Source organism: Natronorubrum aibiense, from assembly GCF_009392895.1.
In the GTDB taxonomy this organism is placed as follows: domain Archaea; phylum Halobacteriota; class Halobacteria; order Halobacteriales; family Natrialbaceae; genus Natronorubrum; species Natronorubrum aibiense.
Genome location: NZ_CP045488.1, coordinates 184,896 through 211,358 on the forward strand (window position 1 = coordinate 184,896; position 26,463 = coordinate 211,358).

Here is a 26,463-nt window from a genome sequence, read left to right on the forward strand (position 1 = left end):
GACGGTCAAATTGGCGTGAGTATCGTTTCTCGAAAATTCTCGAGCCAGTGTTGCTCCGAACGGCCCGAAAGCTCTCCCCCGCGGAGGCTGTCAGGTAGCCGTCGCCGGTGGGTGGTCAAACAGCTGTCGAGCGCGGGGCGACGGGACGCTCTCGGACGCGGCTGCTCGTTACTCCTCGAGGCCGCGTTTGGCTTCGCCGGCGTAGCTGTCGGCCAGTCGGACGGGTTCGGGGAGCTTGTACGACGAGGCGAGCGCGAGGACGATATCGGCCGCGGTGTCGGGGCCGACGCGGTGGCCGGGGCTGACGTACAGCGGGTTGATGTACCGATTCGGCGAGTCGTACTGGCGCGTCTGGACGGCGTAGCCGAGCAGCGTGCCAGCGGGCGCGTCGACCCGCGTGTTCGCGTCGATCGGGACGCGAGTGCCTTCCGCGAGGTTCTCGAGGTCGTCCCGGGGCGACCCACAGAGCAAGCTCTTGGCGACGCCAATGGCTGGCACGTCGCGGACGACGCCGATGTGCGTCGCAATGCCGGCCTGTCGGAAGTGGATGCGCCCGCTGCCATCGAAGAGGAACAGGTCGGGCTCGACGGAGAGGGTCTCGAGCGCCTCGAGGATCGGCCCACCCTCGCGGAACGCGAGCAGGCCCGGGATGTAGGGGATCTCGAGTGGCGTCACGGCGTGGACGCGCTCGAGTACCTCGCCGCCTTGCATGGCGACGACGGCGGAAAGCGCGCGGTCCTGCTCGCCGTCGGCATTGGTGAGAAACGACTGATCGACGCCGGCGACGATCGGGGCCTCGTCGGGACTCGAGGCTGCCGCGAGCGGATCGCCGAGCGTCGACGGATCGAACGCGGAGTCGTCTTCGAAGACGGCGGCGTCGGCGATCTCGCGCTGGAGGGCTTCCATCTCCGCGCGCTCGAGTCCGGGATCGGGTGCGAGGTCGGGCCGGGGTGGGGCCATAGCTGCTCGAGGATTGGCAGCGGGCGAAAATCAGTTACGGGGTTGTGGGACTGTCGTTAGAACCGACGGCGACCGCCGGGGCCACCGGGACCGCCCGGACCGCCGGGTCCACCCGGGCCGCCGCCGAGTTGGAACTGACTCGGCGTGCGGACGTTCTGGGTCCGCTTGACGTACTCGCCGTAGCCCAGACCGATCACGAGGCCAACGAGGTGGGCCATGTGAGCGATGTTTCCGCCGCCGCCGGTGCCGATGAAGAAGACGCTGATGAGCGCCGTCCCTGCCGTCAGCACCCAGATCGGCACGGGGAGGATGAAGTAGAGGTAGACCGTCAGGTTCGGGTTCAGGACCGTGATCACGCCCATAATCGCGAGTGCAGCACCGCTGGCGCCGAGCACACCGGCTGTGAACGGGGTGATCGGCCCCTGGAGGATCTGAATCGCGATCTGGCCGAGTCCGGCGAGCGCACCGCTGACGAGAAAGAGGTTCGCGAACTGCTTCGAGCCGACGTAGCGCTCGACGAGCGGCCCGAAGAAGAATATCACGATGCTATTGAACACGATGTGCATGAAGCTCCCGTGGGCGAAGATCGACGTAAACCACGTCCAGACGTACTCCGGATGCTGCGGTGTCAATACGAACAGCGTCCGCATTACTCCGGTGCCGAGTGTCGCCTGCACGACCAACTGTAACAGGAAGGTGATCCACATCAGCGCGAGAAACGTGTAGGTCGCGTTCCCACGGAAGTACGCCAGTGGGCCACCGGGCCCCGTATCGATCGGGAGTTTGTCAGTGATGCTCGAGGAGCGAGCGGTACTGCCACTGTTCCCGACGCTGTCGTCGAACCCACTGTCGAAGACGCCGCTGGGATCGTTCCAGTTCTGAAGCCCGGAACAGCTGTGGTTTTCCGGGAGTCTGTGTTCCGAACAGTAGGTCCCCCCGCAGTGCCGACAGTTGTAGGGCATGCTTTCTTCCTTCCCACAGACGTCGCACGTGGCCATTGCCGGGGGGTATGTGTGGCACCGCTAAGGGATTTGGGGTTCTGGCCGTCTCGTGGGTCCGCTTTCGCGGCGACACTCTCGAGTCGTCGGACTGTACATTTTTGCCCACCCAACCCGGATATCGGGACGTGCAAGAGTACGAGCGCAAGCAGTTACTCGAGCGGGTCGAACGCGAGAGTGCGACCGTCGGCGCGGACATTCCCGAGACGATCACCGTCCAGGGCGAGGCGATCGATCTCCGGACGTTCGTCTTCGAGATCAAACGCCGCGAGACGGTGCCGGCCGGCGAACGAGACCGTGTCGAGCAGGCCAAACGGAACCTCAGGCGGGAGCGAAACGAGCGCATCGAAGCGATCGAGGAGCGGGACATCACCCGCGAGGAGGGCGAGGAACTCGCCGGCAGCATCATCGGGATCGATCGGGCGCTGAACGCCTTGGAGAGTCTCGGCCCGACGGACTTAGAGCGCGAACAGAAGGCCCAGCAGGCCGCCGACAAGAAACGCTGGATGTCGTTCCTGCAGCAAGCACTCGGCCGGGATGACGACGGCGCAGCACGGAGGGGGCGCTGATGGCGACCAACGCCGAGATCGCCGGCCGGTTCGAGGAGTTCGCCGACCTACTCGAGGCCGACGACGTCGAGTACAAACCCCGCGCATATCGCCGGGCGGCCGAGAACATCCGCGCACACCCCGTCCCGATCGCCGATCCCGTCGCGAGCGGGAACGAAGCCGTCCTCGAGGAAATCGACGGCGTCGGTGACGCTATCGCCGCCAAAATCGTCGAGTACGTCGAAACCGGCGAGATCGAGGAACTCGAGGAACTGCGCGCCGAGTTGCCGATCGACATCGCCGACATCACCCGCATCGAGGGCGTCGGTCCCAAAACCGCGGGCAAACTGTATCGCGAACTGGGGATCGAGACACTCGACGACCTCGAGGCAGCCGCCGAAGCCGGCGAGATTCAGGAAGTTAAGGGATTCGGCCCGAAGACCGAACAGAACATTCGGGACAACCTCGAGTTCGCCCGCCAGATCGGCCAGCGCTACCTGCTGGGGGAAGGGCGGCCCCTCGCAGACGACGTGCTGGCGTTTCTGGAGGGGCTCGAGGCCGTCGAACGCTGTGAGGTCGCGGGCTCGATCCGCCGGTGGCGCGAGACGATCGGCGACGTGGACGTGCTCGCGGCGACGGATGCGGGCGAGGACGTCGTCGAGGCGTTCGTCGACTGGGAGTCGGTCGACGGCGAGATCGAGTCCGGCCCGGAGAAGGCGAGCGTCCGCGTCGGCGAGATTCGCGTCGACCTGCGGGTCGTCGTCCCCGAGGAGTTCGGCTCGGCGCTGCAGTACTTTACGGGGAGCAAGGACCACAACGTCCGGCTTCGCAACTACGCGATCGATCGTGGGATGAAGCTCAACGAGTACGGCGCGTTCGACGTTAGTGAGATCGACGACCCCGACGCCGGACTGCGCGTCGGCGACCGCGTCGCGGGCGACACGGAAGCGGGAATGTACGAGTCGCTCGGCCTGCCGTGGATCCCGCCGGAGTTGCGCGAGGATCGCGGGGAGATCGCCGCCGCCGAGAACGACGCGTTGCCCGATCTGCTCACGCGAGCGGACATCCGTGGTGACCTCCACACGCACACCGAGTGGTCCGACGGCAACACCTCGATCGAGGCGATGATCGAGGGTGCCGCGGACATGGGCTACGAGTACTACGGCATCGCCGACCACGCCGAGGGGCCCGGTATCGTCGGCGGAATGGGTCTTTCGGATACCGAGATTATCGAACAGATCGAAGCGATCCGCGAGGTCGCCGCCGCACACGAGATCACCGTCTTCGCGGGTATCGAGGCTAACGTCGACGCCGACGGCGAAATCGGGCTCTCCGAGGACGTGATCGACGCGCTGGACGTCGTCGTCGCCTCGCCACACAGCGGCCTCGATCAGGACGCCCAGACGGCGACCGAGCGACTCGTCCACGCCATCGAAAACCCGGCAGTGGACGTGCTAGGCCACCCAAGCGGCCGACTGCTCAACGAACGCTCGGGCCTCGAGTTCGACGCGACTGCCCTCGGAAAAGCTGCCGCTGCCAACGACACTGCCCTCGAAATCAACGCCAATCCCCGACGGCTCGACCTCTGGGGCAGCGCCGTTCAGGCCGCCCTCGAGGAGGGAGCCCCTATCGCGGTCAACACGGACGCCCACCAGCCGTCGACCCTCGAGTACATGCGCTGGGGCGTCCACACCGCGCGTCGCGGCTGGGCCGAACCCGACGACGTGATCAACACGTGGGGGCTCGAGGACCTGCGCGCGTTCTTGCACTGAGCCCCAATGAAGTTCCTGCTCGACGTCATGTGTGGCGGCGTGGTCTCGCACCTTCGGATGTGCAACCACGACACCGTCTACGCCGGCGACCGCGACCTCGAGGCCGACGACGACCTCCTCGACGTGGCTCGAGACGAGAATCGAACGCTGATCACTCGAGACGTCCACCTCGCGAACCGCGCCGACGAATCGATTTTGCTCGAGTCACGTGACGTCGAGGACCAGCTCGCCGAACTCGCGGCCGCGGGCGTCGATTTCACGCTCGCAACCGAGCCGGCGTTCTGTGGCCGGTGTAACGGCCCGCTCGAGGACGTCGAGCCGTCGGCGTCGACACCCGAGTACGCGCCCGATCCCGCCACGGTCGACGTTCGGTGCTGCCGACGCTGTGGACAGTACTTCTGGCGCGGCAGCCACTGGGAGCGGGTTGCAGAGACGCTCTCGAGTCTCGATCGGACCGACGGTGACGACGATGACGAGCAGTAGCTCGTTACTGCACTCGCTGGTCTCACGACATCGAACTGACCCGAACGATTTCACCGATCGACGACGAATAGGGATTCATGCCGGATGATGACAACCATCTCGATCGAGCGGGCAGACAGGCAGCGTACATCGCCAACGAGTGGAGCAACGATCCGGCGATCATGCAAACGCAGGCGCTCTGTTACGTTGGAATCCAACTCGAGCGGATCGCCGACGCACTCGAAGACGAGTAGTGATGTCGACGGGGCCGTGATCCGAACGGGCGATCAGTAGACGGAGGCGTCGTCGAACCGACCGTCGTACGCAATGTGGTGTGGGTGAGTCGGCTCAGTGCCCGACAGGAAGAGCCGGTCGATCTTCTCCCAGGTATTTTCATAACAGAGGTGGGCGAGTTCGAGCGCCGTCGTTCGCCACCGGCCGTTCCCCTTGTTGTAGACGATTCGACGGGCAACGCCGTCTTCGAACGCGGAAACGAGTTCGGCTTCGGTTTCGATGGTCCGATCGAGGACGGTATGTGCAACACCCACGGACTGCGGGAGATGGGCATACGACGACGTAAACGGCGGCAGTGCCAGTTTCTCGGCGAGCTCGCGGGCCCGACGATTGTGTGCCGGGAAGTGTTTCGGGTTGAAGACCTCGATGGCATCGACGACGTCCACGTACCGTCGGAGATCTGACTCGCCGAGACTTACTGTCGCGAACTCGGGATGCGGAACGAGCACGGCGGCCCCCTGCCGTTCGAACTCGGCCATCGCCGCCTCGAGGGAGATGAAATCCGGGACCGGCTCCTCGAGGCCGACCGCCAACACGTGTTTGCGGTTTCGCCACGAGCCGGTAAACACCTCTCGCGCGGGGACGACCAAGAGGTCATCGGTCGAGTAGCTGGCTGCCTGTCGTCTGATCTCCGGAAGGCGGGTGAAATGCGGGGCGTAGACGAGGACGTCGAGTCCGACAGCACGGGCTCGCTCGACGACCGCATCGTTGAGCACCTTCACGTGACAGTCGACTCGGGTCTCCGCTGCTGTACCGTCGCTCACGGGCACCTCTTTTGGGACAGTTGAGTTATGAATTCTGATTTGTCGGCCACGAACGGCAGTCGTCGCGGGCCCGATTATTCGCCGGGCCACTCGTCGGCATCGAGTGGGTCGCCCGCGAGGAACGCGTCGATTCCCTCACGCGCGTCAGCTGTCGTACAGAGCGCCCCGAACTGCTCGTTCGAGTACTCGAGGGCGTCGTCGTACTCCCGTTCGACCATCTCGTAAAACGCTTGCTTGCCCATCTGGACCGCCGTCGGACTCTTGGTCGCGATGGTTTCGGCGAGTTCGAGGGCGTGCGCTCGGTGTTCGCCGCTTGGCGCCACGCGGTTGATCAGGCCCCACTCGAGGGCGGTTTCGGCGTCGATCAGTTCGCCGGTCAACACCAACTCGAGACACCGTTTTCTGGGAAGCACCTTCATCAGCGGCACGGACGGTCCCATACAGAACAGGCCGACTTTCGGTGCCGTTGCCCCGAACTGGGTTCCCTCGGCGGCCACGGCCAGATCACAGGCCGCGACCAGCCCGATTCCGTTGGCGGCCGCGTGACCGTGGGCGGCAGCGATCACCGGCGTCCCCATCTCCGTGACCGTCTGGAACGGCGCTTCCATCACCGTGACCCACTCCTCGTAGTCGGCTTCGGTCTCGTGGTCGCCGTGCTCGGAGAGATCGATTCCAGCCGAGAACGTCTTCCCGGCCCCATCGATGACGATCGCCCGGACCTCCGAGTCCGCCTCGAGTGCGTGTAGTGCGTCGTCGAGGTCCCGCGCGAGGCCCGTGCTGAACGTGTTCATCGCCTCGGGTCGGTCGAGGGTGATCTGTCCGACGTAGCCATCGCGGCTGACTGTCACTGATTCGAACTGTTCGGTGTTGGCGGGCTCACTCGACATTGATAGATCGCGTAGGTACGTGTGATGGCAACAATCATTATGAATCGATCGGTCGAACGCTGGTGCAGCCGTCGGTTCCGACGAGTTAGACGACGGTTCGGGCGCACTGGCGTCCCCGCTGGAGCGCCGCTGCCGTCACAGGATACCTCACTGAATGGCGGGGATGGCTGCGAAAGGATCATTAGGCAAGCCACTCGAACAGTTCAGTGAGAGTGAATGGCCTGGGAATGCGGAATCGACGGCTGCGGTGCGGTGTTCGAGGACGTCGAGTCGACGATCGTCCATCAAGCGACGGAACACACCCGACAGGAGTGTCAGGTCTGTGGCACCGTCGTGCCTGACGGCTACCTCGCGATTCGACACGCCTTCACCGAGCATAGCCGCGCCGAATACGTCCGCGCCTACGGCGCGAGCTCCGAAGCGGTCCGCACCCGCGAGGAACTCTTAGAGGTGATTGACGACGTCGCGGACATGGAGACGATCGCTGCCGAGTTGAAGCGATAGCGACCGCGTTTCCTCGAGCAGCGAGCCGTCTTGCCTCGCGTCGTATAAAATCCAGTGTAAAATACCAGCCGCTCCGTCGACGACTCGAGCCGAGTGCTTCGATTTCTACTGTTCGTCACTGTCTGCTCACGGGCGCAACGCGCCCGTTCGCATGGTCCGACGAACTACCGTTCGACGCTATATTCAGCACGGCTTTGCCGCGCTGACTGCTTGACGAGCGCGTTAGCGCTCGTCGGAGTCGAGCACGCGAATCTGATCGCCCCGAACCGTCACCGGGATCGGAACCGTTGCCTCGTACAGTTCGACAGTCACCTGATCTTTACCTTCGTCGATGCGCTGGACCTGAGCTTTCTCGCCTTTGAACGGACCAGCGATGAGTTCGACGATGTCCCCTTCGGCGATTCCCTCGACGTCCGGCTTCGGCGAGAGGAAGTGCTCGACCTCCGAGATGTCTGAGGTGCCGGGCACGATACTCCGGGCGTGGGGAATGTCCTCGAGGACACGGTTCAAGACGGCGTCGCCATCCGCTTCGACCATCACGTAGGAGGTCAGCGAATCGGGCGCGAGTGCGGCGTGGATTTCCGGCTCCTCGCGGTTGATGATCATGTCCGCGACGGTGCGCTCTTGGCTCGCCGTGGTCTTGACTGCGTAAATACCCATTAGAGACCACCAGTCAGGACGAGCATTACGACTCCGATAAGGAAGCCGATCAGCCCGATGAGCAGGATTCCTGCGCCGGCGATCTTCGACACCTGAAGGAACTCCTCAGTCGTGGGTGTCGTCGCCATCTTCAACACCCGAACGTACGAGGTCAGGTCGTACGGAACGTCCATATATATGTATTCACAGCGCGGCTTCTTTTATTTGTCTTTCGTGTCTGCTGGGAACTCGAGAGTAACTGGGCCTCGAGTCGAGCACACCCCACCCACCCCAGCGTTGCAGTCGACGGCCCGCCACCCAACCTGCTCAAGGACGAATCGTACCTGTCATGGCCGAAGACGACACCGACCGTGCAGACGAGTACGAAGCCGAGAGAGAAGCCGAAATCGAAGACGAACTCGAGCGAATCGACCGCGATCCCGACACAGTCGACGCCGGCGACGATCTCGGAACCCAGAACGCCCCACGCGAGGAGGCGGACGACCGCGAGGAACTCGAGGAACCGACGGAGGCGGACGAGTCGGCAGACACGGACGAGCCCTGACGATCACGACCAACCGGTCGGAACTGCGTCGATCCGCGATTCACAGTGCTCCGATCGATCAGGGCGCGTTGGCGTCCGGTCGGGGCTCGAGGGTGAGATCGACCGTCTCACGCTCGCCGTCGCGGACGACCTCGATCGCGACCGTCTCCCCGGGGGCCGTCTCGAGTGCGAGCGTCGAGGCGAGTCCGTCCTGGTTGGGAATCTCCTGATCGCCGATGGCGACGATCACGTCGCCGCCGACCGGGACGGCGTCGCCGTCGACGGTCTCCGTCTCGTCTGCCGGCTCGAGGACGCCGTCCGCCGGCGCGTCGGGGGCGACGTCGGTGACCAGCACGCCCCGTGGCTCCTCGAGGTCGTTCGCGTCGGCGATCAGCGGCCCGACGGGGAAGACGCTCACGCCCATGTACGGGTGGTCGTACGCGCCGTCTTCGATGAGTGCAGGGACGACGCGATCGGCGAGCAGCCCGGAGATCGCAAAGCCGATCGCCTGCCCCGCCCCGGCGAAGACGACGCCGACGACGTCACCCTCGAGGTCGACGAGCGGACCGCCGCTGTTGCCGGGATTGACCGGCGCGTCGGTCTGAATCGCCGCCGGGATCGAGAACCCGGTCGGACTCGGAAGCGACCGGTCGATTCCACTGACGATCCCCTGGGAAATCGACGCGTCGAGGCCCAGGGGGTTGCCCAGCGCGAGCACCTCCGCGCCGATTTCGGGTTTCCCGTCGGCAAACGCAAGGCCGTCGGGCCCGTCGGGCAACTCGTCGACGGCGAGCACGGCGAGGTCGCTGTGGACGTCCGTCCCGACGACTGATGCCGTTCGCCACTGTTCGTCGCGAAACTGGAGTTCGACCTCGCTCGCTTCTTGGACGACGTGTTGGTTGGTCACGACGTGCTCGTCGTCGATGACGAACCCGGAACCGAGTCCGCCGGCCGTCTCGCCGTCGGTTCCGAACACGTTGACGAGCACGACGTCGTCGATGGTCTCCTCGTAGACGGTTACGTACCGACGATCCGACTCGAGGTCGTCTTGGGTCGCTGCCGCTGCGGAGCCACCGAAACCGAGTGCCGCGGTCGATCCGGCGGCCAGTCGCAGGTATCGCCGACGAGAGAGGGGGTAAGTGGGTGGTGACACGTACAGTGCCACCCCGACGAGTACAATAAAACACTGCCCAGCACGGCCATCTCGACGACGAACGCGACCGTCCCCGGCCGCTGCCTGCCGACGCTTCTTGTGGCTGGTACGTGTTACTGATGTATCCGGACCGTTCGCTAACCACTGACACCGTCACCTGCCGCCACTGCCCACTCGTATGGAGTATCCACCGCTTCGTGACTACGGTCTCATCGGCAACGACGACAGCTGTGCGCTCATCAGCCGCCACGGATCGATCGACTGGTGTTGCTTTCCACACCTCGAGTCGTCGAGCGTCTTCGCTCGGGTTCTCGACGCCGAGCGAGGCGGTCACTTCGCCGTGTCTCCGGCTGCCGACTACGAATCGAACCACCGCTATCTCGATCGGACGAACATCCTCGAGACGACGTTCGAAACGGCCGATGGGCAGGCGACGGTGACCGATTTCATGCCGCTGTGCAACGGCGGCGAACCGGACGGCGACCGGTTCCAGCAGGCGATCTATCGCTGTCTCGAGTGTGATCGCGGCCGCGTCGAGCTGCAGATCGAGTTCGAGCCGCGGTTCGACTACGCACGAACCGAACCAGCACTCGAGCGAACCGACGACGGGGTGATGGCGACTGGCGATGGCGAGCGGCTCCATCTCGCCACCGACGCCCCATTCGCGCGAGCCCTCGAGGTCACGACCTCGACGACGGCCGCGGGAACGATCTCGCTCGAAGCAGGCCAGCGATGTTGGTGTTGGGTGCAGTACGGGGGTCGAGAGCCGGCCTCGGCAGTCGATCGGGAGTACGTGCTCGACGAGACGAAACGATACTGGCGCGAGTGGGTGGGTCGTCGTGACGGTGCACCAACGACGATCCCCGAGCGCTGGCACGAGATGGTCGTCCGCTCGGAACTCCTGTTGAAGCTGTTGATCCACCACGAGACCGGCTCCATTCCGGCCGCGGCGACCACGTCGATTCCGGAGGCGATCGGCTCGGATCGAACATGGGATTACCGGTACAACTGGATCCGCGACGCGAAGTTTACCATCCAGTCGCTGCACGATACGGGACACAAACAGGAAGCGCGGGAGTACTTCGAGTGGTTTTCCGACATCGCCCGCACCGATCCGGCGTCGATCACACCGGTCTACGGACTCCACGGCGAGTCGGGCGACGAACTCGAGGAGCGAACGCTCGAGCACCTCACTGGCTATCGCGAGACGGGTCCCGTCCGCATCGGGAACGCCGCCGGTCCCCAACAGCAACTCGACATCTACGGGACCATCGTGCAGGCCGTTTACGAGACGATTCAGTTCGACCCGGCAACGACGATCACCGCTGACGAGTGGGGCGCGATCCGCGATATCGTCGACTACGTCTGTGACCACTGGAACGAACGCGACGCCGGGATCTGGGAGTTCCGGAACGAGCGCCGCCACTTCTTACACTCGAAACTCCTGTGTTGGGTCGCCCTCGACCGCGGTATCGCCCTTGCGGTCGAAAACGACCTCGAGGCTCCACTCGACGCGTGGCGTGGGGACCGAGACGCCGTCCGCGAGACCATCGAGACGCGCGGATTCAGCGAGACAGCAGGGAGTTTCGTCCAGCACTTCAAGACCGAGACGGCGATCGACGCGACTGCCCTCTTGATACCGATCTACGAGTTCCTCCCGCCCGAAGACGAGCGCGTGCAGGCAACGATCGACACCGTCCTCGAGCAGTTGGCGACCGACGACGGACTCGTCGTCCGGTTCATCAACAGTGATATCCGCCGGGACGAGGAGAAGGCGTTCTTCCTCTGTTCGTTCTGGCTCGTCGACGCGCTCGTCCTCTCGAACCGTCTGGACCGCGCCCGGGAGTACTTCGAGCACTTGCTCGAGCACGCGATACCACTTGGCCTGTACTCAGAAAAGGTCGATCCCAAAACCGGCCAGTTGCTGGGGAACTTCCCGCAGGCGTTCTCCCACCTAGGATTGATAAACAGCGCGACCTACCTGACGCGGGCGCTCGAGTGCGATGGCGACGTCGCGCCGGCGGATTTCGACCCCGAAAACGTCGAGACGCTGTTTCGCCGTGGTGATTCACCGGAGATATAACTGACGGCCGTCAGCCGAGTTACGCTTCGTCGAAGAGGTCCTCACCGTCGACCATGTGCTCTTCGACGGCGTCCATATCGAGCGTGACGCCGAGTCCCGGTTTCTCGGGGATCTCGATGTAGCCGTCCTCGATGACGTCCTCTTCGACGAGGTCCTCCCACCAACCCAGTTCGTAGGAGTGGTACTCGACGGCCAGCGAGTTCGGAATCGCCGCGCCGACGTGAGCGCTGGCCATCGTCGCGACGGGCGAGGCGACGTTGTGCATCGCGACGGGGACGTAGTACATGTCCGCGAGGTCGGCGATCTTCCGGGTCTCGCGCATGCCACCGACTTTCGGCATGTCGGGTGCGATGATGTCGACCGCTTGTTCCTCGAGCAGCCGGCGTTGGCCGTGTTTGCGGTAGACGTTCTCGCCGACCGTAATGGGCGTCGTCGTCGACTGGGTGACCTCCCGCTGGACGTCGTGGTTCTCCGGCGGCACCGGGTCCTCGAGCCACCAGACGTCGTACTCCTCGAGACGCTTGGCAAGGCGTTTTGCGCTGCCACCCGAGAACGTCCAGTGACAGTCAAACGCGACGTCGGCGCGCGAGCCGACGCGTTTGGTGACCGCCTCGACGATGCTGGCTTTGTGTTCGATCTCCGGCGCGCGGAGATGGCGGTTCGCGCGGTCTTTCTCGTGGCCCGACGGAACGTCGAGGTCGAACTTCAGCGCGTCGTAGCCGAGTTCCTCGACGACGCGCTCGGCCTCGTCAGCACAGGCGACTGGATCGGCCTCTTCCTCGGTGTGACAATCACAGTAGACGCGGACCTCGTCACGGTACTTGCCGCCGAGCAGCTGATAGGCTGGGACCTCGAGAATCTTGCCCGCCAGATCGTGAAGGGCGACTTCGATGCCCGAGATTGCCGTGACGGTGACGCCGCCAATCGAGCCCTCGCCGGACATCTTCTGGACGAGATGCTCCGTCAGGCGATCGATGTCAAGCGGGTTCTCTCCCTGCAGGAACGGCGTCATTCGTTCGATGAGTTCGGGCGCGCCCGCGCCCCAGTAGGCCTCGCCGGTACCGACGATCCCGGCGTCCGTGTAAATTCGCACGAGCGTCCACGGGAAGTTCCCGTCGACCATCGTCGTCTGGACGTCCGTGATCTCGACGTCGCGGCCATTCCCGCGCTCGCGCGTGACGTTCATCGTTTCTGCGGAGAGATCCCGCATCGTGTACTCCGCGTTCGGATCGTGTAATTGCGTGTAATCGACTCCCATGTGTTGGATTCTAACTTCGAAAGTAGTAATAATTTCTGTTTATCTCGAGATTAGACGCTATCGAATTCGACCGCCGTCTTCACGACGTCGTCATCGGTTTCGAAAGCAGCGTTGAACTCCTCGAGGCCGTAGACGCCGGTAACGAGGTCGTCGGTGAACGATGCGGGGAGCTGTGAGAGGGTGTCGACCGCGGATTCGAAGTGACCGCGATGGGAGTTGACGGTGCCCAGCAGCGCCTTGTTGTGGAGGACGAGTTCGCGGTGGAGTCGGCCACCGTCGACCTCGAACTCCCAAGGTTCGGGGACGCCGAGCAAGACGCCGACGCCGTTGGGGGCGAGCGCGTCGACCGTCTCGAAGGCGTGTTTGGCGTAGCCGGTCGCCTCGTAGATCAGATCGACGGATTCGTGGGCATCCGGAATCTCGGGAACTGGCGTTTCGCGGGAATCGATGTACGTCGAGCCGAGTTCTTCGATGATATCGATCGTCGGATGCGGTCGGTCGCGGCGGCCGAGACAGTAGGTCCGGTCGATGTCCAGAACCGTCTCGAACATCGCGAGCGTGATCAACCCGAGCGAGCCGTTCCCGAGGACGAGCGCCGATTCGGGTTCCCACTCGAACGCCGAACGAGAGGCGACGGCGTGTTCGATGGCTTTCTCCGAGATACTGATCGGTTCGACCAAAAAGCCGAGTGGGGCGAGTCGATCGGGGATCCGCACGAGGTACTCCGCCGGGCTGGTGAAATACTCCGACATGAACCCGTGCGCGCCGACGATGCCCCGTTCGGTATACTGACCGTCGGGAGCCATATCGGGTTCGCCGCGCTCGAAGTACTCGTTCGTCCCGTTCGGTTGGCGCCGAACCGTCGGAACCACGAACTCGCCTTCCTCGAGGTCGGTACCGTTTGGATCCTCGACGACGCCGACGGCTTCGTGCCCGAGCACGAGTCGATCTGCACCCTCGGGCGGCGCGCCGTGGTGGCCTGCGATGACTTCGTGGTCGGTCCCGTCGACGCCGACGCGAAGCGTGCGAACGAGCGCTTCGCCAGGGGACGGTTCGGGACGGGGTTTTTCTACGAGGACGGGTTCCCCGGCCCCGGGTTCGACAGCGATCGCTTTCATACCTCGAGCAAGGCTGCCAGCCGATAAAAGATTTACCCTATCCGTAGTAAATGTTTGAACAGCGCTGCGCGACCGACAGTACCTTTCCAGAAATAGACACGATCGATCATCACACTCGAACGAAGCTCCACGTTCGACCACCGAAGTTCGCGCTTTTAGGGCCGAGAACGGTGCTACCGGCAGCGCAGCTCGGACGAATGCGTAATCACAGGGGATGATTCAGCCCCACGGTCGAGCGTCCATCCGCTCTCGAGGGCGAACCGTCGGGTCCAGTGGCGATTCCGACGGCCATCGAACGGGTAGGTGTCCACGTCGACCGATCCGTTCGCTGCCGTCACCATTCATGAACGCTGATAAAACACTGGTAGTAAATATTGGCTATTCAATAGTATGTCGCCCAGCGCACGTGGTCGTGTTCGGTCGAGGCTGTCGCTACTTCAGCGAGGCTCGAGCAGATCAAGAGATCCGTAGGATCGTCTTGGATTTGGTTGCGGTCGAAAAAAGGGAAGTCCGTGTTCGTGACGAAGATACCGATGCCCGGCCACCGAGAATCAACACCGATCGATCGCGTCCGCGACGAGTCCACCGCGACTCGAGTCGCCTGCCGATCACTCGCTGCGCGCGTCTTCGACGGCGTCGACGAACGCGGCAGCCGTCTCCCGGACCTGCTCCATATCGCCGGCAGCGATGGCGTCGTCGTCGACGATCGCACCGCCCGCGCCGACGGCGACAGCGCCGGCCTCGAGGTAGTCAGCGGCGTTCTCACGCGAGATGCCACCGGTCGGAATGACGTCGACGTCGCCGAGCGGCCCCCGAAGCGCGCCAATGTGTCCCGGCCCCATCGACGAGGCGGGGAACAGTTTGAGCACGTCCGCGCCGGCGTCCATCGCGGTCACGGCCTCCGTCGGCGTCATGACGCCTGCCGCACAGAGCACGCCGTGTCGGTTACAGGTGCGGACGATGTCGGCGTCGGTGTGTGGTGAAACGACGAACTCCGCGCCCGCGTCGATCACTGACTGTGCGGTTGCGGCGTCGAGGACCGTCCCGGCACCGACGATGGCGTCGGTGTCGGCGAGTTCCCTGTCGATAGCCGCGATCTTCTCGCTCGAGCGTTTCCCGTCGGCCGTCACCTCGAGTGCGGCGACGCCGCCGTCGTGAATTGCCCGCGCGACCGGCACGATATCGTCCTCGTCGACGCCACGGAGGACAGCGATGACGCCACTCTCGACGATCCGATCTCTGAGACTGCGTGCGTCAGTCATCGAACCCCTCCCTTCGCGAGGTGTGCTTCTAGTGGTGTCGCCGTTTGACCGCTCGATCGCCAGTCTGTGGACTGCCGTCCCATCATGGAAGCCCGTTCGCCCCCTGGATCAATAAATTTACTCTAGATCGAAAAACCAGTTAGAACAAACGACTTAGTCGTCGATCGGTCAAAGAGTGACCGTCTCCGCTCTCGAACTCGTGGTCGGATTCAGGAGCGCCGTCGTCGGTGACCGGCCGTCCGCTGCTCGGTTCGGATTCGTTGCTCCGGTTCACGGTGCGATTATCGACGGTAGCGTAGTAAATATATGGTGTAATAATACATCATAAGGCAGTCTCACGTTGGCCCACCCAGTAGACGGCCGAGACGGACTCTGGAATCTGGCATCTCGGCTCGCAACTCGGAATCGTCAGTGTGCTTCCGATCAGGCTTCGTCGAATACCGCTGAACGACGCTCAGCGAACCCGACGAAGCTCACGCTTCATCGAACAACTCCTCACCGTCGACCATGTGCTCGGCGATGGCGTCCATGTCGAGCGTGACTCCCAGACCCGGTTTCTCGGGAATTTCGATGTAGCCGTCCTCGATGACGTCCTCTTCGACGAGGTCCTCCCACCAGCCGAGTTCGTAGGAGTGGTACTCGACGGCGAGCGTGTTCGACACCGCCGCGCCGACGTGAGCGCTGGCCATCGTTGCGACGGGCGAGGCGACGTTGTGCATCGCGACGGGGACGTAGTACATGTCCGCGAGATCTGCTATTTTGGCCGTTTCGCGCATGCCGCCGACTTTCGGCATGTCCGGAGCGACGATGTCGACGGCCTGCTCCTCGAGCAGCCGGCGCTGGCCGTGTTTCCGATAGACGTTCTCGCCGGCGGCGATCGGGGTGCTCGTTGACTGGGTGACTTCCCGCTGGACATCGTGGTTCTCCGGCGGCACCGGGTCCTCGAGCCACCAGACGTCGTACTCTTCCAAGCGTTTCGCGAGGCGTTTCGCGCTGCCACCCGAGAACGTCCAGTGACAGTCGAAGGCGACGTCGGCACGCGAGCCGACGCGTTCGGTGACTGCCTCGACGATCGAGGCTTTGTGTTCGATCTCCGGCGCGCGGAGATGGCGATTCGCGCGGTCTTTCTCGTGGCCCGAGGGGACGTCGAGATCGAACTTCAGCGCGTCGTAGCCGAGTTCCTCCACGACGCGTTCGGCCTCGTCGGCACACGCGATCGGGTCGGCCTCTTCCTCGGTGTGACAGTCACAGTAGACGCGCACTTCGTCGCGGTACTTCCCGCCCATCAATTGATACGCGGGTAGCTCGAGGATCTTGCCCGCCAGATCGTGGAGCGCGACTTCGACGCCCGAGATCGCGGTGACGGTGACGCCGCCAATCGAGCCCTCGCCGGACATCTTCTGGACGAGGTGTTCGGTAAGGCGGTCGATGTCCAGCGGATTTTCGCCCTGCAGGAACGGCGTCACTCGCTCGATGAGTTCGGGCGCGCCCGCGCCCCAGTAGGCCTCGCCGGTGCCGACGATCCCGGCGTCCGTGTAAATCCGTACGAGGGTCCACGGGAAGTTCCCGTCAACCATCGTCGTCTGGACGTCCGTGATCTCGACGTCGCGGCCATTCCCGCGCTCGCGCGTGACGTTCATCGTCTCCGCGGAGAGATCTCGCATCGTGTACTCCGCGTTCGGGTCGCGCAGCCGCGTGTAATCGACTCCCATACCGAACGGTCACCGCCGCGCGAGTAATAGGTTTCACCGGCAGTGCAGTGGCCGTGGATGAGCCGTCCGGTCTATCGCGACGACGGCTCCAGCCGGTCCAGTTCGTCGGGAACGGCCTCGAGGTCGACCGCGAGCGCCCGTCGCGTTGCGAACGCGGCGCGCTTTTCGGCCGCTCGTCGCTCGATTGCGTTCGGCCCGACGGCGAGTTCGATCGTGGGCAGTCCGTCGTCGCCGGTCGACTGGCCGCACACCGTCACCGGGCCGACTTCGCGCGTGTTCCGGACGTGTGTGCCACCGCAGGCCGCGATATCCCACTGTCCGCGGGCGCTCGAGCGCACCGCGCCGGTGCCGTTGCTGTCGTTGGTGTCGATCGTGACGACTCGCACGCGATCGGTCTCGACGTCGACGGCGCTCGCGTCATCCTCATTGAATCGGATTCGCCCCCGGTCGCGCGCCGTCGCAAGCGGGACGTCCTCCCACGACACCGGGCGGGATTCCCAGACGATCCGATTAACCAGTTCGTCCAGTTCGAGCAGCGTCTCCTCGTCGACCGATTCCGCCTCGAGTGCAAGACTGACTGTTTCCTCGTCGAGCTCGAGGTTGCCGACGGCCCCCTTCCCGAGCGTTCGCTTGACGGCACCGGCGAGGATGTGGCCCGCCGTGTGTGCCCGCATACAGTACATCCGAAACGCCCACTCGACTGAACACAGGACGCGGTGGCCCCGTCTGAACGACGGTTCCTCGGCGACGACGTGGACCGGGTCGCCGTCGACGTACTGGATGTCGACGACCTCGAGTCCGCCGATCGTGCCGCGGTCGGCCGGCTGGCCACCGCTTGCGCCGTAGAAGTAACTCGTCTCGAGCCAGACGCGGTTCCCATCGACAGCCGTCACCTCGGCTTCGAATCGCGTGGCGTACGGCTCCCGTGCCGCCCGTTGTCCGGTCATCGAGTGCACTCTCTCGGCCGCTACCAAAAGTATACTCGCTATGTCTCGATCGGCGACGCCGCGTGCGTGTTCGACGACGACGCAGTTCGGATCGTCGTCACTCGGACAACGTCACGTCCAGTCGTTCCTCGAGCGCGGCGATCAAGCCGCCGCCGATGCCAGCCTGGGTCGCACGGCCCTGTTCGACCGCGAGGAGGTCTTTCTCGCGTGCGCCGAGTTCCTCGGCGAGTTCCTCGCGCTGCAGGCCGGCGTCCCGGCGAGCCTCGACGACCGTTTCGCCGTAGTCCGAGACGAGATACGGCAGCGGATCGTCGCTGTAGTTCGTCCCCTCTTTCTCCCAGTGTTTCGAGTCGCCGTCCCAGACCGGATTCGCCTTGGCGACGTTCTGGGCCGCCTTCTGTTTGCGAGTCGGTTCGTCGCTTGAGCCACCGCGGCCGCCCTGGGACCCGCGCTGGCCACCGCTCCCGTGCGAGCGACTCTGATTGTCGTCGTGTGGTGCACAGTCCGGACAGACCTCGAGTTCGGCACCCGCAACGGAGGCGAGTCGAAGCGAATCGCTCTCGGCACCGCAGAGTTCGCAGTTCGTCCCGCCGCCGCCGGAGGACGAACCCGTCGAATACTTAGCCATGGTATTCTTTGGCAACTGCCGCATTTCAAATCTCCGCTCCGATCGGTCCCGTGTCACCCCAGCGCAGGGCGGGATAAAAAGAAAGGGCTTTTGTAATACCCGTGGCTACGATTGAGTGCAGTAAGACAAAGACCGCGAGCGTGGGTAGCCAAGCCAGGCCAACGGCGCAGCGTTGAGGGCGCTGTCCCGTAGGGGTCCGCCGGTTCAAATCCGGTCCCACGCATCGCATGGGCGGGATTCCCGCCGCTACCGATGCAGGTGATTTCCCTTCGCGGACATCACCCACGCATAACTTCTGAGGAAACTACACCACACAGCAACAGCGTTGTGTGCTCGAGTCAGCCCACACACCCTGAGCGACGGCCACCAGCGGACAGTCTCGCAAGCCGGCAGCGTCGTCGTGGACAGCAACCCCTTTCCTGTCTCGGTCGAACGACGACATATGGAGTACGTTCCTCGAGAGCGCGTCAACGTTCTCACCGCTGTCTTGAGTATCGTCTCGCTTGCGGTGGTGTTCGCGGCGGCAGGGGGCCGAATTCCGGCCTCGGCGGTGCCAACTGTGCCACAGGTCGTTCTCGATGCGATCCCCCACGTCAACGTCGTGATCAGCGCGACGGCGATCGGGACGATCACGATCGGCTGGCGAGCGATCCGCCGCGGGAACGTCGAACGACACCGTGTCGCGATGGTTGCCTCCTTCGGGTTGTTCGTGGCCTTCCTGACGTTCTATCTGTATCGGCTGGTCGCAACTGGCGGCCCACAGCCGTTCCCCGGCCCCGACGCGGTCTACCAGTTCGTGTACCTGCCGGTGCTCGCGATTCACATCTTGCTGGCCGTCATCTGTGTCCCGCTGGTCTACTACGCGTTGTTACTCGCCACGTCACGGCCCATCGAGGAGCTATACCATACCAGCCACGCCCGCGTCGGCCGGCTCGCGGCGAGCCTGTGGCTAATCTCCTTTTCACTGGGAATCGTCGTTTACGTGCTGTTGCACGCCGTCTACTGAGTTGCTCGCGTGGCCCGCTCGAGCCATCGTAAACACAGAAATCGGCTGTCGCGCGTCTTAGTCGTTGGCCTGAACCGGCTGCCCACCGAGGTCGGGACGAGTCACGTCACGGTCGGTGTCCTCGCCGTCGATATCGTAGGGATACTCACCAGTTACGCAGCCCAAACAGAGATCGATGCGCTCTTTCCCCAGCACCTTGGCAACGGCATCAGTCGAGAGATAGGCGAGACTGTCGGCGGCGATCTCGTCACGAATCTCGTCGGTCGTTTTGTCCGAGGCGATCAGTTCCTCTCGGGTGGCCATGTCGATCCCCATGTAACACGGCGCGACGATCTCCGGGGCACCGATTCGGACGTGGACTTCCTCAGCGCCACAGTCTTTGAGCAGTTGGACAAGTTGTGTCGAAGTCGTCCCGCGGACGATACTGTCGTCGATGACGGTGACGGTCTTGCCCTCGATCGTGGATTTGATCGGGTTGAGCTTTAGCCGCACCGCGCGTTCGCGCTCGTCCTGCGTGGGCATGATGAACGTCCGGCCGACGTAGCGGTTTTTCATCAGCCCCTCCGCGAACTCGACGCCGTCGTCGTCATCGGCTCGAGGTTCGCCGTCGGCCGTCGTCTCCGTTGCCGCGTCGGCGTAGCCCGACGCGAACGCCCGTCCAGAGTCGGGCACCGGCATCACGACGTCGGTCTCGACGCCGCTTTCCTCCCAGAGCTTGCGGCCTAGATTTCGACGTGCCTCGTAGACCAGCGTCTCGTCGATGACGCTGTCCGGGCGCGCGAAGTAGACGTGTTCGAAAAAGCAATGGGCCGTGTTCTCGTTCTTGACGAGCTGATACGAGTCGAACCCAGTGCCGTTTTCCTGCAGGACGACGAGTTCGCCTGGCCGCACGTCGCGGACGAGTTCGCCGTCGAGCGTGTCGATCGCCGCCGATTCCGAAGCGAGGATGTAGCCGTCCTCGAGTTTCCCGATACAGAGCGGTCGGTTCCCTTGCGGGTCCCGAACCCCGAGAACGGTGTCGTCGTGGCTGATCGTCAGCGCGTACGAACCGTGAATCCGCCCCATCGTCCGCTTGACCGCACGGACGAGGTCCTCCTCGAGCAAGTTACGCGCGAGATCATGGGCGATGACTTCGGTGTCGCCGTCGCTGGTAAACGCGTGGCCCACTGCCGCGAGTTCCTCGCGGATCTCGTCGGCGTTGACGAGGTTGCCGTTGTGGCTGAGGCCAAGCGAGCCGCTTTTGAACGAGACCGAAAACGGCTGGGCACACGAGGAGTCGACGGAGCCGGCTGTTGGATACCGGACGTGGCCGATCCCCGCCGGCCCGTTGAGCGAGTCGAGGTCGCCCTCGTCGAAGACGTCGCCCACGAGCCCCATCTCGACGTGGCTGTGTTGCTGGAACCCGTCGTGGGTGATGATCCCCGCGGACTCCTGGCCGCGATGCTGGAGTGCGTAGAGCGCATAGTACAACGGTCGTGCCGCGTCTCGACCGTCGAGTGAGACGCCGACGACGCCACACTTTTCGGTCATCCCTGTTCGCCGGGGAGTCTCGCCCCGCCCATCAGTCATGGGAGTCAGTAGGGCACCCAGTCGATAAAAATCCCCGTGTTTGTGCTTTTTCGACTCTCTCCTGACCAGAAGGATGTCCACATTCATGGATAAAAACGGAAACCGCGCCGAGACGGCGAGCTCACCGCCTCGAGTCATGCACTCGCGACCGGTCGATTCGCTTCGACAGTACTGCAACCGAGCCAGAGCGTTCAAGAGCGTCCCCTCGAGTCTCCCAGTATGCGACTCGAGGAGTACTGGGGAGTCGGTCCGAAGACGAGGGCAACGCTTGTCGAGCATCTGGGCAGGGAGCGGGCGATCGAGGCAATCGAGAGCGGCGACGTCCGCACGCTGGCCGCCGCCGGCCTCGCCCGCGGGCGAGCGACGCGGATTCTCCGCCGGGCGACGGGTGGCGGCGGGATGGACACGCTGGCGACGAGCGACGCCCGCGCGGCGTACAAGCAACTGCTCGATATCGTGGTCGAACACGCCGTCACCGAACGTGCGGCCGACCGAATCCGAGTGCTGACGCCGCTGTCCAGCCGTGACGCCATGGAGAGTCGGCTGGACGATGTCCTCGCGGCCCGCGACGCCTGGGCTGCCCTCGAAGACGACGACCGCGAAATCGTCCTCGAGGCGTACAGCCGCTACGACGAGCGCGGCGAGAGCGAGCTGGCCGCCGTCGAAACCGCGCTCGCCTTGCTCGAGGCTGGCGTCGATTCGGGGCCGTTCGCGGCCGTCGCCGACCTCGAGCGCGAGCGACTCGCCGAGGCTGTGCGCGCACTGGCCGCACTCGACGACGGCCGCGTCAGCGAGGGCGCGGACGAGGAACTGGACCGTCTCCGCGACGCGTTGGGGACGGTCGAGGACATGGATGCGAACGCACTCGAGTTGATCGAGGCCCTGCGCGCAGACGGCGTCGGCGACGCCACCCAGTTTCGCGAGGCGTTCGAGGATCGGCTGCTGGCCGAGACGGGGGTGACGATCGACCAAGTGCACGAGGCAATGGCGACCGACGCGACCGACGCGACGGACTTCGTCGGCACCACCCTCCGCACGCTGCGAGCCGATCTCACTGCGGCGATCGACGAGCGCGAAGAAACCGTCGCGAGCGAGCTCGAGGGAACTCTCGAGGCTTCTCAGCCGGCAATCGAGCAGGCCGTCACAGCGGTCGACGACATCGCGCTATCGCTGTCGCTCGCGCGGTTCGCGCTCGCCTACAACTGCACGCGACCGGCGTACGTCGAAGGTGACGCTGACGCCGCTGCGGTCTCCGTCGTCGGCGCACGGAACCTCGCGCTCGCCACGGGCGGCACGGACGAATCAGTTCAGCCGGTCACTTACGCGCTGGGCGACCACGGCGTGGATCGCGTTCCGAACGGCGTCAACGCGGTTCCCGGCACGGAACGCGTCTCCGTGCTCACCGGAGCCAACAGCGGTGGGAAGACGACGCTGCTCGAGACGCTGTGTCAGATCGTTCTGCTCGCGATGATGGGGATTCCCGTCCCCGCCGACCGCGCCGAGGTGACGCCCGTCGATGCGCTCGTCTTCCACCGCCGACACGCGAGTTTCAACGCGGGCGTCCTCGAGTCGACCTTGCGCTCGATCGTGCCGCCGCTGTCGGCCGATGGACGCACGCTAATGCTGGTCGACGAGTTCGAGGCGATCACCGAACCCGGCAGCGCGGCGGATCTGCTCCACGGACTCGTCCGCCTCGCCGTCGGTCAGGACGCGCTCGGCGTGTTCGTCACGCACCTCGCCGACGACCTCGCGCCGCTCCCGGCGGAAGCGCGCGTCGACGGCATCTTCGCCGAGGGATTGAATCCCAACCTCGAGTTGCAGGTCGACTACCAGCCCCGCTTCGACACTGTCGGCCGATCGACGCCGGAGTTTATCATCTCGCGACTCGTCGCGAACGCCGACGACCGGCGCGAGCGAGCGGGCTTCGAGACGCTCGCGGCGGCGGTCGGCAACGACGTCGTCCAGCGAACGCTGGCCGACGCACGCCGGAGCGAGCACGATTAGGGCGGGCCGCCCGCTTGATCGTCATCCGGCTTCCAGTCGTCGTCCGTCTCGGTCGTCTCCCAATCGTCGGTCACATCTCGCCACCAGTCGTCCTCGAGCCAGCGATCCGGTGTCGGCGTATACTCCGCGTCAGGCAGGTCTGCCTCGGCCCCGGCGTAGGTGTAGACCGTACCGTCTTCGTCCTCGCAGACTCGCGACTCGAGGTACGCCTGTGCCGCACGTCGCGAGAGCGCGCCCATCTCGACGAGATCGGCGAGCGTCGTCTTGGTCGCCCGAAACCACGTCCGCACGCGTCGGTCGGCGTCGTCGCTGTCGACGGCGACGATCGCGCCCCGGCCGTCGTCGCGGCCGTCGCCCCACTCGAGCCAGCAGACGCGGTAGGCAGCGACGTCGTAGTCGGTACCGGGGGCGACGAGATACAGTAGCTCGTGGATACAGGGGTCGAGGAAGTCCGTCAGGATGTGATCCCGCGCGACCGAATCCGCGAGCAGGTCGGCGTCGACCGCACCCGACGCGAGCGACGTCTCGGCGCTGATCCGGTCGCCAATCGAGACGTCTTCCCCGCCCCAGTGGCTGTAGCGAAGGTCGTAGAGCCGATCCGGCCGCCGGTAGGCGACGAGCGCTCTATGTCCCATCGCCCCGCTGTCTCGACTGCACCAGCTGGCTGTCTATGTCTCTCGAGTGACGACGGCGAGTGATCTGGCGTTCCATCGCCGATGCTGGTCGCCTAACCGTACTTGAACCTGCGGACCGGTCCCGCTGTGACTCGAGTCGGTGATCGAAGCCAACAGTCGGGAATCGACAGGGTTCGACGCTAGCTCGTTGCCGTGACGCGGGCTTCAGCGCGCTCCTTGACGGCAGCGTTCATGGCCGTAAACCCCGCCTCGAGTGCGTCCTCGTCGAACAGCAGCGGCACGAGCGCGCCACGGACCGTTTCGCGGTGCAACAGCCGCGTCCGTTCGCTGCCGTTGATCGGCTCGAGGTGGAACTCGTGGTAGCCGTCGAACGCGAAGGGAACGACGAGTCGGCCGAGCCAGACGAGCCGCCGGTGCTCCTCAACGCCGACGACTTCCGGTTTGAACGTCATCCCTCGAGCGCCGGGCGGTTCGATTCGAACTCGGAGCTGCTCGCCTTCGATCGGTTTGCCCTCGATCGCACGGACAAAGGGGTTCCACTCCGGATAGCTCTCGAACTCGAGGAGGACGTCCCAGACGACCTCGGGTGGCGCGTCGATCTCTTCGAAAACCTCGACTTGATTCATGCTAGCACTGCACGGGCCTGAGTGACATCGCTGTATCGGTCGCAGATCATCGGTTATCCGATGACTGGCGAATCGGTCACTCGCGGTTCACAGGTCGATTCAGCGACGAAAATCGGTCGTAGCGGCGTCTTCGCTCTCCACCGAGCCAGTGGCGTGGAACACGCCGGGACGGCCGTGTGAAACGAGTCAGGCGCTGTCGTTGAAGCGGCGGTTCGTCGACAGCGGTGCGTCGCCGGGTTCACCCCGCACGAAGTGGCCGGCCGGATTGATCTCGCCGTCGCGTTCCATCGAGAGCAGTTCGACGAACCAGGCCTCGTGTTCGATCTCTTCCTGGAGGATGCGCTGGGCCATGTCGTACGTACGCGGATCGACGCCCTCGGTCATATCACAGACTTCCGACCACGTCCGAATCGCACACCGTTCGGCCTCGAGTAAGACCTCGAGGATCGCCTCTGCGGACAACTCGTCGACCTGGAAGCCACCCTCGTCGTCCATCGGCGTCGGTACCTCCGCGTCGGGACAGGAGGCGCGGTCGGCGAAATCACGGATGTCGTTGGGCAACGCGCCGCCGAGTTCGTACACCCGTGGTGCAACCAGTTCGAAGTGCGCTCGATCCTCGAGGCGGGCGTCTTCGGTGATCTCTTTGTAATCCTCGTGGCCAGCGAGGTGCATCCGCAGGTTCGTGTAGTAGTAGTACGTGGTGAACTCGGCCCCGATCGCATCGATCAGCTTCTCACGCAGGTCCTCGGGCTCGAGCCCCCGTTCTCGAAGCACTGCCATCCCAACGCGCTCGCTCGTATCTCCAGCATCGATGGTCCCGGAAGCGTGTGGCTTATCCTCGGACATTGCACCTCCCAACTGCCACAACTCGACACTTAGATGTTCCCCAAACACACATGAAATTTATTTGTCTGAGTGTGAGTTTCAGTCTCGAACGAGCGTCGACAGCGATCACTCGAGGTCAGACAGTCGCCGAGCGGTCGATACCGGGTGGCCGTGTTCGGTAGACGCCGAACGGTTGAAGGCGAAGACGACGAAGAGAGTCGTATGGAACGAACGGGGACAATTCTGCGGGGTCGTGAGTTCGACCCCATCGAGGGGCGAGTCGTCATCGACGACGACGGCCGTATCGAGGCGATCGAAGAGACGTCGGTCGACAGTTCGGATATCATCCTTCCGGCGTTCGTCAACGCCCACACCCATATCGGGGACTCGATCGCCAAAGAGGCCGGCGGCGGCCTCTCGCTCGAGGAACTGGTCGCACCGCCGGACGGGCTGAAACACCGCCTGCTGCGGGCGGCCTCGCGGGAGGAGCTGGTTTCGGCGATGCGCACGTCGCTCGAGTTCATGCAACGGGCTGGCACCGCGGCCTGTCTCGACTTCCGCGAGGGTGGCGTCGATGGCGTCGAGATGCTCGAAGACGCCGCGTCCGGCCTCGAGATCGACGCGCAGTCGTTCGCCCGTGGCTCCGTCGCAGCGATGGAAGCGGGCGACGGCTTCGGTGCGAGCGGTGCGAACGACGACACCTTCGATCGAGAACGGCGGGCGACGCGCCGCGCCGACAAGCCGTTCGGCATCCACGCCGGCGAGGTCGACGCGAGCGACATCCACCCGGCGCTCGATCTCGAGCCGGACTTTCTCGTGCACATGGTCCACCCCGAGCCGGTCCATCTCGACCGGCTCGCCGACAGCGAGATCCCGGTCGTGGTCTGTCCGCGGTCGAATCTCGTCACGGACGTCGGCCTCTCGCCCTACACAGACCTGAACGAGCGCACGACGCTCGCGCTCGGGACGGACAACGTGATGCTCAACTCCCCCACGATGTTCCGGGAGATGGAGTTCCTCGCCAAACTCTCCGAGCTGTCGGCCGCGGAGATCCTCCGAATGGCCACCATCAACGGCGCCGAGCTCGCCGACCTCGAGTACGGCCTCGTCGAACCCGGACGGGAGGCCCGACTGCTGGTGCTCGACGGTGATTCGGACAATCTCGCGGGCATGCGGGATCCGGTTCGAGCTGTGGTCCGCCGGGCCGGCGTCGACGACGTCGCGGAGGTCGTCTTCGGCCCGTAACCGCCGGTCATTTCGGTCCG

General features: G+C 64.4%; 27 protein-coding genes and 1 tRNA gene. 11 read left to right on the plus strand and 17 right to left on the minus strand.

All coding sequences use genetic code 11. The features are described from left to right. Positions 1-168: 168 nt before the first annotated feature. Both GCU68_RS01000 and GCU68_RS01005 read right to left on the minus strand, forming a co-directional pair. Complete coding sequence (locus GCU68_RS01000; protein ID WP_152938616.1) at positions 169-960, minus strand: endonuclease V; 792 nt, start codon at positions 958-960, stop codon at positions 169-171. A gap of 56 nt (positions 961-1,016) precedes the next feature. Continuing rightward, positions 1,017-1,958 carry a rhomboid family intramembrane serine protease gene (locus tag GCU68_RS01005; RefSeq protein ID WP_152938617.1) on the minus strand — a complete coding sequence of 314 codons (942 nt, stop codon included), beginning with the start codon at positions 1,956-1,958 and terminating at the stop codon, positions 1,017-1,019. A gap of 128 nt (positions 1,959-2,086) precedes the next feature. Between GCU68_RS01005 and GCU68_RS01010 the strand changes: the two genes are divergently transcribed. From GCU68_RS01010 to GCU68_RS21160, 4 genes are all read left to right on the plus strand, one after another. Further along, positions 2,087-2,527 carry a DUF5788 family protein gene (locus GCU68_RS01010; RefSeq protein WP_152938618.1) on the plus strand — a complete coding sequence of 147 codons (441 nt, stop codon included), beginning with the start codon at positions 2,087-2,089 and terminating at the stop codon, positions 2,525-2,527. Next, positions 2,527-4,278 (plus strand): DNA polymerase/3'-5' exonuclease PolX, encoded by a 1,752-nt coding sequence (polX, locus tag GCU68_RS01015; protein ID WP_152938619.1) that lies wholly within the window; start codon positions 2,527-2,529, stop codon positions 4,276-4,278. The genes GCU68_RS01010 and polX overlap by 1 nt, the downstream gene beginning before the upstream one ends. A gap of 6 nt (positions 4,279-4,284) precedes the next feature. Beyond that, on the plus strand, positions 4,285-4,761 hold the full coding sequence (locus tag GCU68_RS01020) for a DUF5615 family PIN-like protein (protein ID WP_152938620.1): 477 nt from the start codon (positions 4,285-4,287) through the stop codon (positions 4,759-4,761). Positions 4,762-4,838: 77 nt separating this feature from the next. After that, positions 4,839-4,994, plus strand: coding sequence for a hypothetical protein (locus GCU68_RS21160; protein WP_168927059.1), 156 nt, complete (start codon positions 4,839-4,841; stop codon positions 4,992-4,994). 33 nt (positions 4,995-5,027) lie between these two features. Here GCU68_RS21160 and GCU68_RS01025 read toward each other — a convergent pair whose 3' ends face one another. Both GCU68_RS01025 and GCU68_RS01030 read right to left on the minus strand, forming a co-directional pair. After that, complete coding sequence (locus GCU68_RS01025; protein ID WP_152938621.1) at positions 5,028-5,798, minus strand: PHP domain-containing protein; 771 nt, start codon at positions 5,796-5,798, stop codon at positions 5,028-5,030. Between the two features lie 74 nt (positions 5,799-5,872). Beyond that, positions 5,873-6,685, minus strand: coding sequence for an enoyl-CoA hydratase/isomerase family protein (locus GCU68_RS01030; protein ID WP_152938622.1), 813 nt, complete (start codon positions 6,683-6,685; stop codon positions 5,873-5,875). A gap of 216 nt (positions 6,686-6,901) precedes the next feature. On the opposite strand from GCU68_RS01030, the gene GCU68_RS01035 reads away from it, so the two are divergent. Next, complete coding sequence (locus GCU68_RS01035; protein WP_152938623.1) at positions 6,902-7,189, plus strand: DUF7565 family protein; 288 nt, start codon at positions 6,902-6,904, stop codon at positions 7,187-7,189. 222 nt (positions 7,190-7,411) lie between these two features. On the opposite strand, the gene GCU68_RS01040 is transcribed toward GCU68_RS01035, so the two are convergent. Together GCU68_RS01040 and GCU68_RS01045 are read right to left on the minus strand one after the other, a co-directional pair. Then, positions 7,412-7,849, minus strand: coding sequence for a transcription elongation factor Spt5 (locus GCU68_RS01040; RefSeq protein WP_152938624.1), 438 nt, complete (start codon positions 7,847-7,849; stop codon positions 7,412-7,414). Further along, on the minus strand, positions 7,849-8,022 hold the full coding sequence (locus tag GCU68_RS01045) for a protein translocase SEC61 complex subunit gamma (protein ID WP_152938625.1): 174 nt from the start codon (positions 8,020-8,022) through the stop codon (positions 7,849-7,851). Before GCU68_RS01045 ends, GCU68_RS01040 begins: the two co-directional genes overlap by 1 nt. 155 nt (positions 8,023-8,177) lie before the next feature. Here GCU68_RS01045 and GCU68_RS01050 point away from each other — a divergent pair, with 155 nt between their 5' ends. Further along, positions 8,178-8,393, plus strand: a complete 216-nt coding sequence (locus tag GCU68_RS01050) for a hypothetical protein (RefSeq protein ID WP_152938626.1) — start codon at positions 8,178-8,180, stop codon at positions 8,391-8,393. A 58-nt stretch (positions 8,394-8,451) separates the two neighbouring features. Here the strand turns inward: GCU68_RS01050 and GCU68_RS01055 are convergent, their stop codons facing one another. Then, positions 8,452-9,525 (minus strand): S1C family serine protease, encoded by a 1,074-nt coding sequence (locus tag GCU68_RS01055; RefSeq protein ID WP_152938627.1) that lies wholly within the window; start codon positions 9,523-9,525, stop codon positions 8,452-8,454. A 178-nt stretch (positions 9,526-9,703) separates the two neighbouring features. Here GCU68_RS01055 and GCU68_RS01060 point away from each other — a divergent pair, with 178 nt between their 5' ends. After that, the gene (locus tag GCU68_RS01060) at positions 9,704-11,608 is read left to right on the plus strand and encodes a glycoside hydrolase family 15 protein (protein ID WP_152938628.1); all 1,905 of its coding nucleotides are present in this window, start codon (positions 9,704-9,706) and stop codon (positions 11,606-11,608) included. 19 nt (positions 11,609-11,627) lie between these two features. Here the strand turns inward: GCU68_RS01060 and GCU68_RS01065 are convergent, their stop codons facing one another. The 6 genes from GCU68_RS01065 to GCU68_RS01090 form a co-directional block, all read right to left on the minus strand. Next, positions 11,628-12,866, minus strand: a complete 1,239-nt coding sequence (locus tag GCU68_RS01065) for a mandelate racemase/muconate lactonizing enzyme family protein (protein ID WP_152938629.1) — start codon at positions 12,864-12,866, stop codon at positions 11,628-11,630. Positions 12,867-12,916: 50 nt separating this feature from the next. Further along, positions 12,917-13,984, minus strand: coding sequence for a glucose 1-dehydrogenase (locus GCU68_RS01070; protein ID WP_152938630.1), 1,068 nt, complete (start codon positions 13,982-13,984; stop codon positions 12,917-12,919). 608 nt (positions 13,985-14,592) lie between these two features. Continuing rightward, on the minus strand, positions 14,593-15,246 hold the full coding sequence (locus GCU68_RS01075) for a bifunctional 4-hydroxy-2-oxoglutarate aldolase/2-dehydro-3-deoxy-phosphogluconate aldolase (RefSeq protein WP_152938631.1): 654 nt from the start codon (positions 15,244-15,246) through the stop codon (positions 14,593-14,595). Positions 15,247-15,719: 473 nt separating this feature from the next. Next, entirely contained in the window at positions 15,720-16,958 is a 1,239-nt protein-coding gene (locus GCU68_RS01080; protein ID WP_152938632.1) for a mandelate racemase/muconate lactonizing enzyme family protein, read from the minus strand. A 71-nt stretch (positions 16,959-17,029) separates the two neighbouring features. Then, complete coding sequence (locus tag GCU68_RS01085) at positions 17,030-17,905, minus strand: alanyl-tRNA editing protein (protein ID WP_152938633.1); 876 nt, start codon at positions 17,903-17,905, stop codon at positions 17,030-17,032. 97 nt (positions 17,906-18,002) lie between these two features. Beyond that, positions 18,003-18,533, minus strand: a complete 531-nt coding sequence (locus tag GCU68_RS01090) for a helix-turn-helix domain-containing protein (RefSeq protein WP_227014897.1) — start codon at positions 18,531-18,533, stop codon at positions 18,003-18,005. Between the two features lie 138 nt (positions 18,534-18,671). Here GCU68_RS01090 and GCU68_RS01095 point away from each other — a divergent pair. Both GCU68_RS01095 and GCU68_RS01100 read left to right on the plus strand, forming a co-directional pair. Next, positions 18,672-18,756, plus strand: a tRNA-Leu gene (locus GCU68_RS01095). Positions 18,757-18,975: 219 nt separating this feature from the next. After that, positions 18,976-19,539 (plus strand): DUF420 domain-containing protein, encoded by a 564-nt coding sequence (locus tag GCU68_RS01100; protein ID WP_152938635.1) that lies wholly within the window; start codon positions 18,976-18,978, stop codon positions 19,537-19,539. A gap of 57 nt (positions 19,540-19,596) precedes the next feature. Here GCU68_RS01100 and purF read toward each other — a convergent pair whose 3' ends face one another. Continuing rightward, a complete protein-coding gene (gene purF / locus GCU68_RS01105; protein ID WP_152943523.1) occupies positions 19,597-21,069 on the minus strand; it encodes an amidophosphoribosyltransferase in 1,473 nt (490 codons plus the stop codon). A 258-nt stretch (positions 21,070-21,327) separates the two neighbouring features. On the opposite strand from purF, the gene GCU68_RS01110 reads away from it, so the two are divergent. Continuing rightward, positions 21,328-23,112: a MutS-related protein gene (locus GCU68_RS01110; protein ID WP_152938636.1), complete on the plus strand. Its 1,785-nt coding sequence runs from the start codon at positions 21,328-21,330 to the stop codon at positions 23,110-23,112. Here the strand turns inward: GCU68_RS01110 and GCU68_RS01115 are convergent. From GCU68_RS01115 to dps, 3 genes are all read right to left on the minus strand, one after another. Next, positions 23,109-23,747: a DUF6735 family protein gene (locus tag GCU68_RS01115; protein ID WP_152938637.1), complete on the minus strand. Its 639-nt coding sequence runs from the start codon at positions 23,745-23,747 to the stop codon at positions 23,109-23,111. The two genes, GCU68_RS01110 and GCU68_RS01115, sit on opposite strands and share 4 nt — an antisense overlap. A gap of 179 nt (positions 23,748-23,926) precedes the next feature. Then, positions 23,927-24,373, minus strand: a complete 447-nt coding sequence (locus GCU68_RS01120; protein ID WP_152938638.1) for an SRPBCC domain-containing protein — start codon at positions 24,371-24,373, stop codon at positions 23,927-23,929. A gap of 186 nt (positions 24,374-24,559) precedes the next feature. Beyond that, a complete protein-coding gene (gene dps, locus GCU68_RS01125; protein WP_152938639.1) occupies positions 24,560-25,219 on the minus strand; it encodes a DNA protection during starvation protein in 660 nt (219 codons plus the stop codon). A 201-nt stretch (positions 25,220-25,420) separates the two neighbouring features. Here dps and GCU68_RS01130 point away from each other — a divergent pair, with 201 nt between their 5' ends. Continuing rightward, on the plus strand, positions 25,421-26,443 hold the full coding sequence (locus GCU68_RS01130) for an amidohydrolase family protein (RefSeq protein ID WP_152938640.1): 1,023 nt from the start codon (positions 25,421-25,423) through the stop codon (positions 26,441-26,443). Positions 26,444-26,463 lie beyond the last annotated feature (20 nt).